13 protein-coding genes are annotated in these 15361 nt (G+C 39.4%); 5 read left to right on the forward strand and 8 right to left on the reverse strand.

Annotation, left to right across the window (positions count from 1 at the left end; genetic code table 11):
- Positions 1 to 12: 12 nt before the first annotated feature.
- Both ACH30E_RS15335 and ACH30E_RS15340 read right to left on the reverse strand, forming a co-directional pair.
- Entirely contained in the window at positions 13 to 834 is an 822-nt protein-coding gene (locus ACH30E_RS15335; protein WP_490825536.1) for a purine-nucleoside phosphorylase, read from the reverse strand.
- A gap of 125 nt (positions 835 to 959) precedes the next feature.
- Positions 960 to 1163, reverse strand: coding sequence for a cold-shock protein (locus ACH30E_RS15340; RefSeq protein WP_294991776.1), 204 nt, complete (start codon positions 1161 to 1163; stop codon positions 960 to 962).
- A 248-nt stretch (positions 1164 to 1411) separates the two neighbouring features.
- Here ACH30E_RS15340 and ACH30E_RS15345 point away from each other — a divergent pair, with 248 nt between their 5' ends.
- Complete coding sequence (locus ACH30E_RS15345; protein ID WP_490825538.1) at positions 1412 to 3235, forward strand: M61 family metallopeptidase; 1824 nt, start codon at positions 1412 to 1414, stop codon at positions 3233 to 3235.
- Between the two features lie 268 nt (positions 3236 to 3503).
- The gene (locus tag ACH30E_RS15350) at positions 3504 to 4019 is read left to right on the forward strand and encodes a RidA family protein (protein ID WP_490825539.1); all 516 of its coding nucleotides are present in this window, start codon (positions 3504 to 3506) and stop codon (positions 4017 to 4019) included.
- 5 nt (positions 4020 to 4024) lie between these two features.
- Here the strand turns inward: ACH30E_RS15350 and ACH30E_RS15355 are convergent, their stop codons facing one another.
- Positions 4025 to 5239 (reverse strand): TCR/Tet family MFS transporter, encoded by a 1215-nt coding sequence (locus tag ACH30E_RS15355; RefSeq protein ID WP_490825540.1) that lies wholly within the window; start codon positions 5237 to 5239, stop codon positions 4025 to 4027.
- 307 nt (positions 5240 to 5546) lie between these two features.
- Positions 5547 to 6431, reverse strand: coding sequence for a DUF4382 domain-containing protein (locus ACH30E_RS15360; RefSeq protein ID WP_490825541.1), 885 nt, complete (start codon positions 6429 to 6431; stop codon positions 5547 to 5549).
- Positions 6432 to 6734: 303 nt separating this feature from the next.
- Between ACH30E_RS15360 and ACH30E_RS15365 the strand changes: the two genes are divergently transcribed.
- Positions 6735 to 8033 (forward strand): M20/M25/M40 family metallo-hydrolase, encoded by a 1299-nt coding sequence (locus ACH30E_RS15365; RefSeq protein WP_490825543.1) that lies wholly within the window; start codon positions 6735 to 6737, stop codon positions 8031 to 8033.
- Between the two features lie 9 nt (positions 8034 to 8042).
- On the forward strand, positions 8043 to 8810 hold the full coding sequence (locus ACH30E_RS15370; protein WP_490825544.1) for an NIPSNAP family protein: 768 nt from the start codon (positions 8043 to 8045) through the stop codon (positions 8808 to 8810).
- A gap of 654 nt (positions 8811 to 9464) precedes the next feature.
- Here the strand turns inward: ACH30E_RS15370 and ACH30E_RS15375 are convergent.
- The 4 genes from ACH30E_RS15375 to clpB all read right to left on the reverse strand — a co-directional run bounded on the left by ACH30E_RS15375 (position 9465) and on the right by clpB (position 14175).
- Positions 9465 to 10022 (reverse strand): hypothetical protein, encoded by a 558-nt coding sequence (locus ACH30E_RS15375; protein ID WP_490825545.1) that lies wholly within the window; start codon positions 10020 to 10022, stop codon positions 9465 to 9467.
- 67 nt (positions 10023 to 10089) lie between these two features.
- On the reverse strand, positions 10090 to 10665 hold the full coding sequence (locus ACH30E_RS15380; RefSeq protein ID WP_294991798.1) for a TetR/AcrR family transcriptional regulator: 576 nt from the start codon (positions 10663 to 10665) through the stop codon (positions 10090 to 10092).
- Positions 10666 to 10710: 45 nt separating this feature from the next.
- A complete protein-coding gene (locus ACH30E_RS15385) occupies positions 10711 to 11235 on the reverse strand; it encodes a YdeI/OmpD-associated family protein (RefSeq protein ID WP_490825546.1) in 525 nt (174 codons plus the stop codon).
- Between the two features lie 336 nt (positions 11236 to 11571).
- Positions 11572 to 14175: an ATP-dependent chaperone ClpB gene (clpB, locus tag ACH30E_RS15390; protein WP_490825547.1), complete on the reverse strand. Its 2604-nt coding sequence runs from the start codon at positions 14173 to 14175 to the stop codon at positions 11572 to 11574.
- 153 nt (positions 14176 to 14328) lie between these two features.
- Here clpB and ACH30E_RS15395 point away from each other — a divergent pair, with 153 nt between their 5' ends.
- Positions 14329 to 15357 (forward strand): serine hydrolase domain-containing protein, encoded by a 1029-nt coding sequence (locus ACH30E_RS15395; RefSeq protein ID WP_490825548.1) that lies wholly within the window; start codon positions 14329 to 14331, stop codon positions 15355 to 15357.
- The last annotated feature ends 4 nt before the right edge of the window (positions 15358 to 15361 follow it).

Genomic DNA, 15361 nt, shown 5'->3' on the forward strand with positions numbered 1-15361 from the left:
TGAAAATGCTGGTTAAAGACTTTTTATCAGTTCAGTAAATAATAAAGTTAGTTTAGGTTCTGCCTCGTGTGCTGCTTGTAAAACTTCTTCATGTGTAATTACATTTTCTTCTTCTCTTATTCCAAGATCGGTAATTACACTCATGGCAAACACTTTCATACCACAATGCACTGCGCTGATGGTTTCCTGAACGGTACTCATTCCAACCGCATCGCCACCCAATGCTTTAATCAATTTATATTCTGCCCTTGTTTCAAATGTCGGGCCTGTTACGCCTGTATATACACCCTGGTGCAAGGCGATATTATGTTCTGCTGCTATTGCAATTACTTTATTGATCAGTGATTTGTCATATGGTTCACTCATATCAGGGAACCTGGTACCCAGTGCTTCTTCATTTTTACCTAATAATGGGTTTACGATAAAGAAACTAATATGGTCGTTGATGATCATAAGGTCACCCACATTAAAGTGCTGGTTAACACCTCCAGCGGCATTTGAAAGCAATAAGGTTTTTACACCCAATAAATGCATTACCCGTACAGGATATGCTACCTGCTGGGCCGTATAGCCTTCATAATAATGAAAACGACCACCCATTACCCATACCTTCTTACCACCCAATTCTCCAAACATCAACTTGCCTTTATGTCCTTCCACAGTACTAACTGGAAAATGAGGGATTTCATTATAGGCTATTTCAAATTCAATTTTTATCTCATTCGCAAGGTTTCCCAATCCGCTTCCGAGGATAATACCAATATGGGCTTCTCCCTGAATACGGGATTTAATGAATTTTACTGTTTCTTCAAGTTGTTGCATCAGGCTGATCATCTATTGCTTGTTTTGGTTGCAAATATAGTTCATAGTATCCCATCAGGCCAATGAGAGGCTTGCCGGACATAAAAAAACCATCCCGAAATAATCGGGATGGTTCGATAGGTTAAGAGGTATGCTGATTAGTTGATACGCTTAACATTAACGGCGTTAGGGCCTTTACGACCTTCCTGCACGTCGAAAACTACTTTATCGTTAGCTTCGATCTGATCAACCAGACCATTAGCATGTACGAAAGTTTCCTGACTTGAATTGTCATGCTTGATAAATCCAAAACCTTTTTCCTCATTGAAGAACTTTACAGTTCCCTGAATTTGTGTGTTCATTTGTAAAATTGAAATTGTAAATTAAGGATGCAAAGGTACGGTTAAATAAATCGTCTGCCAACTTATTCGGATGATACCTGCATTTTATTTCGTACCAAACAGTCATTTTATACGATAACCTGTTAACAATCAGCTAAAAAGCCCCTTAATTCATTTATCGTCAATGGAATATAATAACATCGCTATTATCAGAATGATCTGTTAAATCCATATTGTCGTTTATCTTAGCACTCATACAATCTATTTATATGTTTCAAAAAATCACCACTCTTTTCACTTTATCATTATTGGTTGTGCTGGTACATGCACAAAAGATATCTTATAAAGTGAGTTTCCCAAATGCTATACACCACGAAGCTGTTATCAGTATTACAGCTACTGGCATTCAACAAAAACCTGCTATTTTCAGGATGAGCCGTTCTTCTCCAGGCAGGTATGCTACCCATGAATTTGGTAAGAACATTTATGATGTAAAAGCAACTGATAAAAACGGGAACAAAATTGCCCTTCAACGCATTGATGGTGATGTATATGAAGTGCCATCACATAATGGAACAGTTACAGTAACCTATACACTTTTTGCCAATCATGCAGATGGTACTTATGCCGGCATTGATCCTGAAAGCATTCATTTTAATATGCCTGCCACTTTTATGTGGATCAAAGGGTATGATAAAGCACCGATAGAAATAAGTTTCGATCTGCCTAAAGAGAATAAAGGTGTAATTGCAACCCAGTTATTCCCTACCAGTAATGCGCATACGTTTACTGCACCTGGACTCCAATACTTCATGGATAGTCCAACTAAAATTGGCGACCTGATCATCCGTGAATGGCAGGTAAGTAATCCTGATGGAAAAAAATACTCGATCAGAATTGCCCTCGAAGCAAATGCTACGCCAGAGCAGGCAGATGACCTGATGGAAAGAACCAAAAAAATTGTTGCAGAAGCGAAAGCTGTTTTTGGTGAGTTCCCGAATTATGAAACAGGCACGTATACTTTTATCATGAGTGCTAACCCATATATTCAAGGTGATGGCATGGAGCATAGAAATTCTACTATGATTTCTTCTCCAACATCTACTTTCAATCCGGCATTTTTACAGGGTGTTACTTCTCATGAGTTTTTTCATAATTGGAACGTGGAAAGAATAAGACCTAAAACCCTGGAGCCTTTCAATTTTGAGAAAAGCAATATGAGTAATGAGTTATGGTTTGCGGAAGGTTTCACCCAATACTATGGAGAATTATTGCTTGCACGGGCTGGTCTTAGCACCCCTCAAAGATTTATTGGCACCGCAGGTAGTCTTGCGAATGCAAAATTGAATAATCCTGGCGCAGTATACTATTCACCCGTAGATGCCAGCAACCATGCAGTGTTTGTTGACGCAGGTGTATCGATTGATAAATCGAATTACGGCAACATGTTTACTTCTTACTATACCTATGGAGCAGCATTGGCATTAGCGCTTGATCTGGAATTGCAAACTAAAACAAACAAATCACTGGATGATTATATGAAAGCGATGTGGCTTACCTATGGCAAGACAGAAATCCCGTACACAATTCCAGCCATGCAAAAAACACTGGCTTCTATTACCAATGCCGCTTTCGCCGAGCAGTTTTTTTCAAAATATATTACTGGTCATGAAGCGGTTGACTATGCCGGACTTTTTGCAAAAGCTGGTTATGAATTGAAAAAATCAAATGAGGGGAAAGCTTCAATTGGACTGAACACCAGGGCCAATGAACAAGGTAAATTAATTGTAAGTAGTAATACTAGCAGAGGAAGTTCAGCCTATGAAGCCGGATTGGATATTAATGATGAAATTTTAATGCTTGATCAAACACCGGTTAAATCACCAGGAGATATCAATAATTATATCGCACAAAAAAAACCTGGTGAAAGCATAAATGTAGTATACAAACACCGTGGAAAAGAGAAGCAAACAACATTGGTGCTTAAAGAAAACACCGGTTTAAGTTTAACTGATATAGAGAATAGCGGTAAAACTCTAACTGATTCAATGAAAAAAATCAGGGATAGTTGGTTTAAATCGAAGGCGCAATAGGGTTGCTGGCTGGGGAAATTTGGCTGCATGCTTCAAGCTGCAAGCTGCAAGCCTTGATTAGTGGTTATTTTAGGCTTTCTGCTATTATCGGAAAATGTCAAGGCTTGCGAATTTGTTTCGTAAAACCCTTACTTTAAAGAAGTATTTAATTGCCATACTTCTATTCGTAGATGGTTAAATTTATAGCAAAAAAAAGCTAATGGCTAATAGCTGTTTTCCCCAGCACTGTAATCGCGAACTAACTAAAGTATTAATCAAAATTTCTACCATGAGAATCTGCTTCCTGCTTGCTGTTATGTGTTGGTCTTCAGGTCTTCTTGCCCAAACACCGGAGGAGAAACTTAAAAGCCTAAACATAGTATTACCTGCACCATCAACTCCTGTTGCCAATTATGTAAAGTTTGTACGTACCGGCAACCTCATATATTTATCGGGACATGGTCCATCCAAAACAGATGGGTCTTATATAACAGGTAAGCTCGGATCAGATCTCAGTATTGAAGAAGGCTATGCAGCAGCCAGGCAAACAGGTATCAATTTATTGGCTACCCTCAAACAAGCTGTTGGCGATCTTGTTAAAGTGAAACGTATCGTTAAAGTGTTGGGTATGGTAAACTGCACGGATCGTTTCGCAGATCAGCCAAAAGTTATCAATGGTTTTTCTGACCTGATGGTAGCAGTGTTTGGTGAAAAAGGAAAACATGCGCGCAGCGCAGTAGGCATGAGTTCTCTACCCATGAATATGGCGGTTGAAATTGAAATGATTGTAGAAGTGGAAGATTAAGCTGTTTACTTTCTTGTATGCAATGCCCTATAAGCATAAAAAGTACTGCCAATCATTAATATAGCTCCCAAAAAGAATGCGGCGCCTGGAAAATAAACAGGCGCTGTTTCTTTTGTGAAGAACGCAAAAACTTTGGCCATTAGATATGGGCCGAAAATAGAAGTTGCGCTCATCAAGCTGGTTAAAGCACCTTGCAGCTCTCCCTGTTCATTGGGCGGTACATGTCCGGAAATAATAGCCTGCAATGCAGGTCCTGCTATTCCACCCAAACAATATGGCACCAGGAATACGAACATCATCCAACCCTGACTTGCAAATGCAAATAGTATCAAGCCTAGTGCATATAAACTTAACCCCAGGTATATACTTTTTTCGTTTCCTATTTTAGGATTAACAATACGTACCAATAATCCTTGCACCACTCCGACTAACAGTCCTACAATACCTAATGATATACCAATCATTCTAGGTGTCCAGCCAAATTTTTCACGGTTAAAGAAACTCCAGATACTTTGTACGGAATGACCAGCGATATAAATAAGGATTAGGGAAATGATCAGTCCACCAACAGCAGGATATTTTTTCAACTGCCAAAGCGACCCCAAAGGGTTCGCTCTTTTCCAATCAAATTCCCTGCGATGTTTTTTATCAAGAGACTCCGGAAGAATAAAATACCCATATAAACAATTCAATAGCGCAAGTCCGGCCGCGACATAAAACGGAACCCTTGTTCCAAGTTCTCCAAGCAGGCCACCAATCAATGGACCAAGAATAAAACCAAGTCCGAATGCGGCTCCGATCATACCAAAATTTTGCGCCCTGTTTTCAGGTGTGCTGATGTCGGCAATATAGGCTGAAGCGGTAGTAAAGCTGGCACCGGTAATACCAGCAATTATTCTTCCAACAAATAACCATCCGATACTGGGTGCGAGGGAAACAAAGATATAGTCGATCCCAAAGCCGAGTAAGGAAAGCAATAAAACCGGTCTTCTGCCATATTTATCGCTCAGGTTACCTAATACAGGAGCAAAAATAAATTGGGTGGCCGCATATGCCAGGGTTAATAATCCAGCATACTCAGATGCTTTACTGTTATCGGAAGTGTGGAGCAATTCTTCTATCAGGTCTGGAATAATGGGGATAATTAATCCTATTCCGGTAATATCAATAAGTAGGGTAATAAAAATAAAGCCGATGGCGGCTTTCCGGTTTTTAATCATAACAGTTGTTAAGGATGCAAATTTGATTTATTTATTCCAGGAATAAATAATATTCTACTAAGAGCCTGTTTAAGATTTATTCTACCAGTTTCTTATGGCTCTTTTCGGCTACGCCTTCGTTGAATTTTTCGCCTTAGGCGTTTAGACTATGGCTGCAAAATTCGCCTCGGCTCGCTCGAAAATAGCTCATAATAAACTAGTAGAATAAATCTTAAACAGGCTCTAAAGTTAATATATCTGCTTTATTATAACATACAAAAGGAGGGGCATGAAAGCCCCTCCTAACCCTTGCTCTTGAAAAACCCTACTATTTTTTCAGTTCAATCACACCAACGCTGGTATTCTTAGGTGCCTGAACCACGATATTGTTGATGGTGGTGTCTTTATAATTGTTAGATGCATTTATGTAAAGTGAGTAAGTTCCGTTTTTCAATCCCCTCATTTTAAACTCACCATTTCGGTTTGGTAATGCATAAGCTGTATCGGTACCATTGAATAAAGTCAGTACTGCTTTTGCATCCATTGGTTTTACTTTACCGGAAACACTTGCAGTAGTTTTTTCGATGAAGAAATGGAATACTGGTTTCAGGTAAAACTTGTTGTTATTGAGTACGATGATCGAACGGTTAACATCGAAATCGAGCCATAGACGAAGTTTATTCGGCATGTATTCTTCTGATTCATGTCCTTTTAGTTTTATCAGGATATATTTAGGCAGGTTATCAGGCCAGTATAAGGGATAGGTAACGCTGTCTTTTACCACAGAATTATTTGATCCGATTTCAATCCTGATCAGTCGAATAGCACCTTTTGGAATTTCTGTTGATGCCAGTAAGGTATCAACGCCATTACGCAGGTTTAAGATATCATACACACCTGCATTGATATTGAGGTTCGTCCAAACAAGACCAGAATCTTTTCTGTTGCCGAATGTAGAACCAATATAAGCGCCCAATCGATCCCAGTTACAAGTATCATTTTTACGTGTGTCTTTGGTGGTGTCAACCAATACCTGAATGGATTTAATATCCACAAATACCTGATCAAAAAAACCGGGCCCGTCTGTAAGGTACAGGCTGAGGTTTTGTTTACCAGCCGGAATTTGGGCTGAATCTGATTTTTTACAGGATGTCATTGCCATAGTTGTTGCGATGAACATCATTAATCCGAGAAATAAGTGTTTTGTTTTCATGTGTGCTTGGTTTTTAGCGTAGCATTTCTATCATCGGCATTTTTTTCCTGTTTGTTTTTAGAGCCAAAAAGAATGCCAACTGTTTATTAAGAGTTTGTTAAAGCATTTTTTTATGATTTTGTCTAACCATTTTCATGACCAGCCATAACTTACCTGTTAGGCATGGGTACATTTCCATGCCAGAAATTCTTCATCTATTTCCCTGGTAATTATCCGCATTGGATCATCCATGCGTTGAAGCAGTAGCCGAACTTTGACAAACAGTTAAATCTTGCTTAACTTGGTCGTCATTAAACTGTGTTCATGAAAAAGATACCGGCATTTGTACTTGCGTTGCTTCTGTGTAATAATATTTTTTCTCAGTCGCTCAGTGATATGGAAAAAAAAGTTGTTGCGTGGATCAATGCACATCGTTCAGATACGGAAAAATTATTGGAAGAAGTGGTCAATATAAATAGTGGCACTTTCAATTTAGAGGGAGTAAGAAAAACGGGGGATGTTTTTGCAAGAGAGTTACAAAAAGCCGGATTACAAACGGAATGGGTACTATTACCTGATTCATTAAAAAGAGCGGGGCATCTTGTTGCAACTACAAAAGGCAATAAAGGCAAAAAGATATTCATCATCGGGCATCTTGATACCGTATTTGAACCGGCAATGCCCGCAGGACCATTTACCCGAATAAACGACTCTACTGCTACCGGTCAAGGTGTAAATGATATGAAAGGAGGTGATGTAATTGTGGTGATGGCGCTTCAGGCTTTACAAGCAATGGATCTTTTAAAAGATGCTGCTATTACAGTTTATTTTACCGGCGATGAAGAAGAATCCGGCAAGCCAACAAGTGTAAGCAGAAAAGATTTTATTGAGCGGGCAAAAAATTGTGACCTTGCGTTGGGTTTTGAAACCGCACAAGGATTAAATACCATTGCCATCGGCCGGCGCGGATTCAGTAGTTGGAAACTTGATGTAACAGCCAAAACAGGTCATTCTGCTGGTATTTTTGGTAAGGGTTCCGGGTATGGGGCCATTTATGAAACCAGCAGAATACTGGATAATTTCAGAGAACAGTTATCCAATGAAAAATACCTCACATTTAACCCAGGCATCATTGCGGGTGGATCTGAAATGACATACAATGATGAAAAAATGCAGGCAACTGTTTCAGGTAAAACCAATATTATTTCACCCTCAGTTGTGGTGGAAGGTGATCTTCGTTTCCTTACCGAGAAACAACGCGAACAGGCAAGATTGAACATGAAATCAATCGTTTCTACTAAAAACCTGCACGGTACTTCAGCAACTATTTCTTTTACCGATGGCATTCCTGCCATGGAACCAACAAAGGGAAACGATGCATTAAGACTATGGGTTGATAAAGTTTCTCGTGATCTGGGTATGGGCCCGGCAAATGCAGGTGACCCGGGTTCAAGAGGAGCGGGTGATATTTCTTATGTTGCCAAATACCTGGATTGTATTGATGGTTTGGGCGCTTCTGGAAAAGGGGCGCATGCTGCCGGAGAAACCATTAACCTCAAAGAATTACCTTTATTGATACAAAGAGCCGCTATATTAATTTACCGCCTCAGTAACGCCAAATAAATACTGTATATGAGAAATATAATTCTGGCAATATGCCTTCTATTCATTGTTTCAGCAGAAGCGCAAGACAAACGTTCCTTTTACGAGATAAGGGTGTATCATTTCAATGATGCAGCACAACTTCAGAAAACAGCTAAATTTTTAGAAGAAGCATGGATTCCTGCCATACACAGACAAGGTGTAAAACAAATAGGTGCTTTTACTCCCGTTGGTAACGATACCGCTTCAAGAAAAAAACTGTACCTGTTTATTCCACTAAATTCTATCAATGCCATTCACCAGTTAGATGATGCAGTATTGAAAGATGCTGATTACCTGGCCAAGGGTGAGGGCTACTTAAATGCTGCCTATGACCAGCCAACATTTGCGCGTATGGAAACAATTGTATTAAGGGCTTTTCCAGATATGCCTAAATATGAAAAGCCTTCACTTAAAGGAAACCTGGCTGAACATATTTATGAATTGAGAAGTTATGAAGGAGCAACAGAAAAACTCTACCGCAAAAAAGTAGAAATGTTTAATAAAGGAGGCGAAATTTCGCTTTTCAAAAGACTAGGTTTCAATGCTGTATTTTATGCTGAAGTGCTGGCCGGAAGCAGTATGCCAAACCTTATGTATATGACCAGCTTCGATAATATTGAAGAACGCAACAAACACTGGAAAACTTTTGGCGACGATCCGGAATGGAAGAAATTATCAGCTCTACCAGAATACCAGCATACAGTGAGTAAATTAGATATCATATTATTACGCCCTTGCAGTTATTCTGATTTGTAGTTTTATAGCTGCTAGCTTCTAGCCATTGTTGTCCGGTAAAAAAAGCATCTATCTCTGAAATGCTTCTGCAGCAATCATCTTGACGTTAGTTGAAAATAGAACCCTTACTTTTTAAATCGGCCTTAACTAAGGGTTAAGCAATCTTTATTCCATTTTGACACTGAATAAAATCGATCACTCGTATGGTCAAAATTGAATATTACTCCTGGGCCGAATGGCCCCGTACCCGTTCCCAGACTACATTGGCCTCTGACTAAATCTGCTACGCATGATTTAGTCTGTCATCGCTGCGCTTGACACCAATGCCAATGAAGGTCTGTCCACGGGTACTGATTGTATTTATTCATTTTTATCTTCCCTAATTACCTGGCTCCCGTTTAATGTCTGGTTTACTAATTGCTTGCAGCTTGTGGCATGTAGCCTGTGGCTCAGAAGATGTTAGCAAATTTTCCCTGGACAGCAATGGCTGCTAGCTGCTAGTATAAATTAATATTGTTTATTTATGATAATAGCCAGAAGATAAAACTTCTGGCTATTTCTTTTTGCACGATTACATGCTGGTTAAAAATCCTTTAACCATATATCTTCTAATTCTGCAACTAGCATTAGCTTTCAATATCTAGCAGCCAGAAGCTAGTAGCTAGTAGCTTAAAATTACAAACAATTATTATATTGCTCAACCGCTTTAGCCAGTTGATCGTATCCTAACTGTCCGGATTTAATGCTGTTTTGAACAAGGCTGCAATCGGCACAGGCTGTTCCTACTACTTCCAGAAAATTTTTCTTGTTAACGTGATTAAATTTTCCGTCTGCTTTAATCTGCAGGTAATAATCTCCTTTGCGACCTTCGGCCGTGGTTAACATAACTGGCTCCGCACCATTGAAAATGGTTTTACCACTGTTGTCGGTTACCCGAACATATAAACTTGCTTTAGTGCCAGTTGAAACAACTTTATAAAAATCATTGGCATAAGAAATATATTTAACCCCATCCATGGTAAACCCACTGATATCGGCAGGCGAATAGCGCTTACTGGATCCTGCAGCATCTGTAAAAATAATTTCCCCCTTTTTCTGCATTTGATCTTTTATGGTTCCTTCCAGCACTTCATTGGCCGAAGTGGTGATCGTTGATTTGGTAGCTGTTTGTGCGGATGCAACGATTACTGAGCTTCCCAGAATGAAAGTCAGCATAATCAATACTTTTTTCATGGTTTTGGTTTTAGTGTTTATATAAATATTTACTTACTAATAAGTAAGTTTTATAGGCAAAAAAATTTTATCCTTCTTTGACCTGACGAATGATGGCCCTTTTTATTGTATCGTAATCCTTTTTCCCGGTAATTCTGGCTAACTGCACCCCTCCTGCCAGATTGGTCATTACCAACAGGCATTGCGTACGGGCAGTTTCTTTAAAATTAAACTCCCCTCTTTTTTTCCCTGTTGCGAGCGTTTGTTCCACCAGTTTTAATACCAGGTTTACCAGCTCCTGTACTTTTTCTTTCACAGAATCCGGAAGTGTATTATAGTCGGAAGCAATGGAGCCGATAATGCAAATACTACTTGCATCAACCAAACAAGTATACCGGTCAATAAATTTCTCCAGGGTAACAGTTGCACTGGCTCCTGCAGCTTTAAGCTGTTTATCTAATGAAGTATATAACGATATATACTGTTCAATGATTTCGGTCAGCAAGTCTTCCTTACCCCTGAAATGATAATGAATGGCCGCATTTTTTACCTGTAACTTATGAGAGATATCTGCATAACTGAAAGCATTGTACCCATGACTTTTAATCAATGCTGTACCAATGCGTACAATTTCTTCTCTGGTATCTTTGTTACGGGAGGTCACAGTATAAAAATAATGAAAACTTACTAAGTAGTAAGTTTTTTTTATTTACCAGTCTGATTGCTGCTGTTTACGAGCCTTTTGCGCGCGTATCATTTCCACAAAATTTTGTTCAAGCAACAGTGCATCAATCACTTGCGCAATGCGTTTTGCCTGTCCCATTTCATTTTTAACGCCAGAAACCCATTTTATAAAATAGTTGCGCTGTGATGGAAGAAGTTGTTTAAAGAATTGAGCTGCTACTGGCTCATCGTCGAGACATTCCTGCAAAGCCGGGGGAACTTGAAGCGGAGCTTTATCAACTGAAATTGATACAACCACTTTTGCACCTTTCTTTTTCTGTATCCCCTTTCGCATTGTTGCATTTACCGGCATCAAAAAAGAACCGTCTTTCATGGGCATCAGTGCCACTCCGCTAATTGGAAATAGATCGAGCTTTCCTTTTACCCGAAATGATTTTCGAGAACCTGGCTGCAATTGCTCAGCAATGTCTTGAGGAACCTGAAGGTAAGTCCAACCAGTCTTTTCACCTTTTTCTTCAAACTGCTGCAAGATGGTTTCAAAACGTATCATGGCATGTAAAATACGATTTGTTTTAGCAAATTGGAAGGGCGGTACAAGTTAAGCGTAGGATAGAACACAGATCTTCATGATTTTCAAGATTTATCATGATAGATCTTGAAAATCATGAAGATCTGTGTTCTATTTTTAACAGGTTGTGAATTTAAAGGTAATCCAATATTGTTTTAACCAACTGATTTTACACTATCTAATTCTCAGGCCACTCTTTTATTCCATTAAGAGCAGAAACCAAAACTCGAGCACTAATTATAGCCTGCAGCCTGAAGCTTGCCGCCAAATTTCGCAGAAAAAGAATGGCTCGAAGCTACAAACTGTTAGTTAAAAAATTCAATCCTCATTCCGAAAAACCACTACTCCATCAAATGCATCCACCAGTACTTTTTTGGATTTATCGATTTCACCGGCCAGGATTTTCTTACTCAGCTCATTTACGATTTGCTTTTGAATAAGTCTTTTCAATGGCCTTGCACCCATTTGTGGATCGTAGCCCTGTTCGCTAAGGAACTCTAACAAGTATTTACTGAATTCGAGTTGTATACCCGAAGATGCTACCATTTTCTTCAAACCATCCAACTGAATCTTAACGATACCCATGATCTGCTTTTTGAGCAGCGGACTAAACATGATGATTTCATCTACCCTATTTAGAAACTCTGGTCGGATTGTTTTTCTTAATAATTCCATCACTTCATTCTTTGCCTTCTCGGTTACTGCGGCAACATTTGTATCAGTAACATTTTCAAATGCATCCTGTATCAGATGACTACCAATATTACTTGTCATGATAATAATGGTGTTCTTGAAATTCACTGTTCTACCTTTATTATCGGTTAAATGGCCATCATCCAACACCTGCAACAATACGTTCCAAACATCTGGGTGTGCTTTTTCAATTTCATCCAGTAACACCACACTGTATGGTTTTCTGCGTACTGCTTCGGTTAACTGTCCACCTTCATCATACCCAACATAACCCGGAGGGGCTCCCACAAGTCTTGAAACCGTATGTTTTTCCTGGTATTCGCTCATGTCTATCCTGGTCATGAGGTGTTCATCATCAAATAAGTAAGCAGCAAGGGCTTTTGCCAGTTCAGTTTTACCTACACCGGTTGTACCAAGGAAAATAAACGATCCGATTGGTTTTCTTGGATCCTGCAATCCTGCCCTGCTTCTGCGAACAGCATCTGCAACAGCGGTAATAGCCTCTTCCTGTCCTACCACACGCTCATGTAATTCTTCTTCAAGATGCAATAATTTTTCCCTTTCGCTTTGCATCATTTTACTTACTGGAATACCAGTTGCTTTGGCGACGTTTTCGGCAATATCTTCCGCATCTACTTCCTCTTTCATTAGGCGCCTGCTCTGTTCACCAAGCTGATTAAGCTGTTCAGTATAAGTTGTTATCTGACTTTCCTGTTCTTTTATTTTACCATAACGGATCTCTGCTACTTTTCCATACTCGCCATTTCGTTCAGCCTGCTCTGCTTCGAGTTTTAAGGATTCAATGGCTGTTTTAGCCTGTTGAATTTTCTCCACTATTTCCTTTTCATTTCTCCATTTGGCTTTCAGGGTATCTCTTTGCACACTCAGGTTACTGATTTCTATATTAAGTTCCCTGAGTTTCTCTTCATCATCTTCACGTTTAATGGCTTCTCTTTCAATTTCAAGTTGACGGATCTGGCGTTCTAGTGTATCCAGTTCTTCCGGCATTGAATTCATTTCAAGACGAAGCTTGGCTGCGCTTTCATCGATCAGGTCGATGGCTTTATCAGGCAGAAAGCGATCGGTTATATAACGGTTCGATAATTCAACCGCTGCAATAATCGCCTCATCTTTAATACGTACATGGTGGTGAGCTTCGTACCTGTCTTTCAACCCACGTAAAATTGAAATTGCATCTTCAATACCTGGTTCTTCGATCATTACCTTCTGGAACCTACGTTCAAGTGCTTTGTCTTTTTCAAAATGTTTTTGGTATTCATTTAAAGTTGTTGCACCAATTGCCCTCAATTCGCCTCTTGCCAGTGCTGGTTTAAGTATATTGGCAGCATCCATTGCGCCATCACCACCGCCTGCACCTACCAGTGTATGTATTTCATCAATAAACAGAATAATTTCACCATCGCTTGCTGCCACTTCTTTTACTACACCTTTTAATCTTTCTTCAAATTCACCCTTGTATTTGGCACCTGCAATCAGTTGACCCATATCAAGTGTAAAAATGGTTTTTGATTTAAGGTTATCAGGAACGTCGCCATTGATGATACGCATGGCCAATCCTTCAGCGATGGCTGTTTTACCCACACCAGGTTCACCTACAAGAATCGGATTGTTTTTGCTTCTGCGTGATAATATATGCAGGGTACGTCTGATTTCTTCATCCCTGCCGATTACCGGATCAAGTTTACCCTGACGGGCAGCTTCATTTAAGTTACGTGCATATTTATTCAACACATTAAACTGTGTTTCCTGTGTTTGAGACTTTATGGTATCACCCTTACGTAAATCTTTAATAGCAGCGATTAATCCTTTTTCGGTTAGTCCGGCATCTTTCAAAGCTTTCGCGGTAGCATCATTTGTTTGTAATAGTGCCAGCATAAAATGTTCCGGGCTGATGAATTCATCGCCGAAATCCTTCAGGCTTGCGTTTGCTTTGAGAAAAACAGTATTCAGGTCGCGACTGATAGATTGAGCCGGTTCGCCCTGCTGATTTTTAGGTAGTTTGGACAAGGCTTCTTCCAGCTTTGTTTCAAGCAATGGAATAGCCACATTGTTCTTTTTAAGTAAAAAAACGATTGGGCTCTCTTTATCTGAAAGCAATGCTTTTAAAAGGTGCTCGGTTTCAATTGCAGGATTCCCGGCATTAAATGCCAATTGCTGGGCAGCCTGTATGGTTTCCTGCGCTTTAATGGTATAATTATTTAAATTCATATCGTTGTTTGTTTTAACTGATGCTTATCAAAACTTATGGCCAAATTTGCTCATCAAGTGATAAATTGTATGCAAAAACTGTTCTAATCCTATAAATAATAAAATAGGGCCCAAATACCTGAAAATATGTCTGTAAATCGTAAAATAACCTGTATGAAAGTCAGTCTGGCTATGGTTTTCCTGTTATTCTTTCAGTCACTTATTGCGCAATATGATTTTAGTGCCATTGACAGCAGGCTGGAAGCAGAAAAAAAGCAGTTGGAAGGTCATGTAGTGGCCCTGATTTATAAAGATGGTAAGATTATTTACCAGAAAGCAATCGGAACAGATTTTAATGCAAAAACACAGGCTCCGATAGCGAGTGCGAGTCAATGGTTAACGGCTGCACTTATTATGACTTACGTTGATCAGGGCAAACTATCATTGGATGATAAAGTAAGCAAATACATCCCATTACTCACTAAATACTCCAAAGGATACATAACTATTCGTGATTGTCTGGCACATTTAACGGGTATAGAATCTGAGCCGATAAAGAGTTTGAAAGAGCAGTTAAACAGGAAAAAGTACAGCAACCTGGAAGAAGAGATTACGGATATCGTTTCTCACAGAGAAATAGCTTCAAATCCCGGTCTTGAGTTCAGGTACGATAATATTGGATTAAATATGGCTGCCAGGGTTTTGGAAATCATAACCCGCAGAGGTTTTGAGCAATTGATGGCGGAAAGAATTACCCGGCCGCTTCAAATGCGTAATACCAATTTCAGCAATTTCAATGCGGTAAATCCTTCAGGTGGTGCACAGTCTTCAGCGGCTGACTATATGACTTTTCTTGCTATGCTACTAAATAAAGGGGTACATAACGGAAAAAGAATACTAAGTGAGAAAGCCATTGAACAAATGGAGACACCTTATACTACAACTGAAATGATTAAGTATGCCCCTAAAGCAACACAAGGTTTTCAGTATGGATTTGGTCAATGGATCATGAGTACAGATATTAATGGTAAGGGCACATCCTTTACCTCACCAGGTTTATTTGGTACCTGGCCCATGATCGACCGTTGCAGGAATTATGCCTGTATATTTTTTACCGAAGGAAAACTGGGAGAAGAAAAAAGAGCTTTGTTTCTTCAATTAAAAGAATTGATTGATGGGGTGATTCCTTCGGGTTGTAAATAAGCGT

This window comes from Sediminibacterium sp. FW305-C-61, assembly GCF_058231065.1.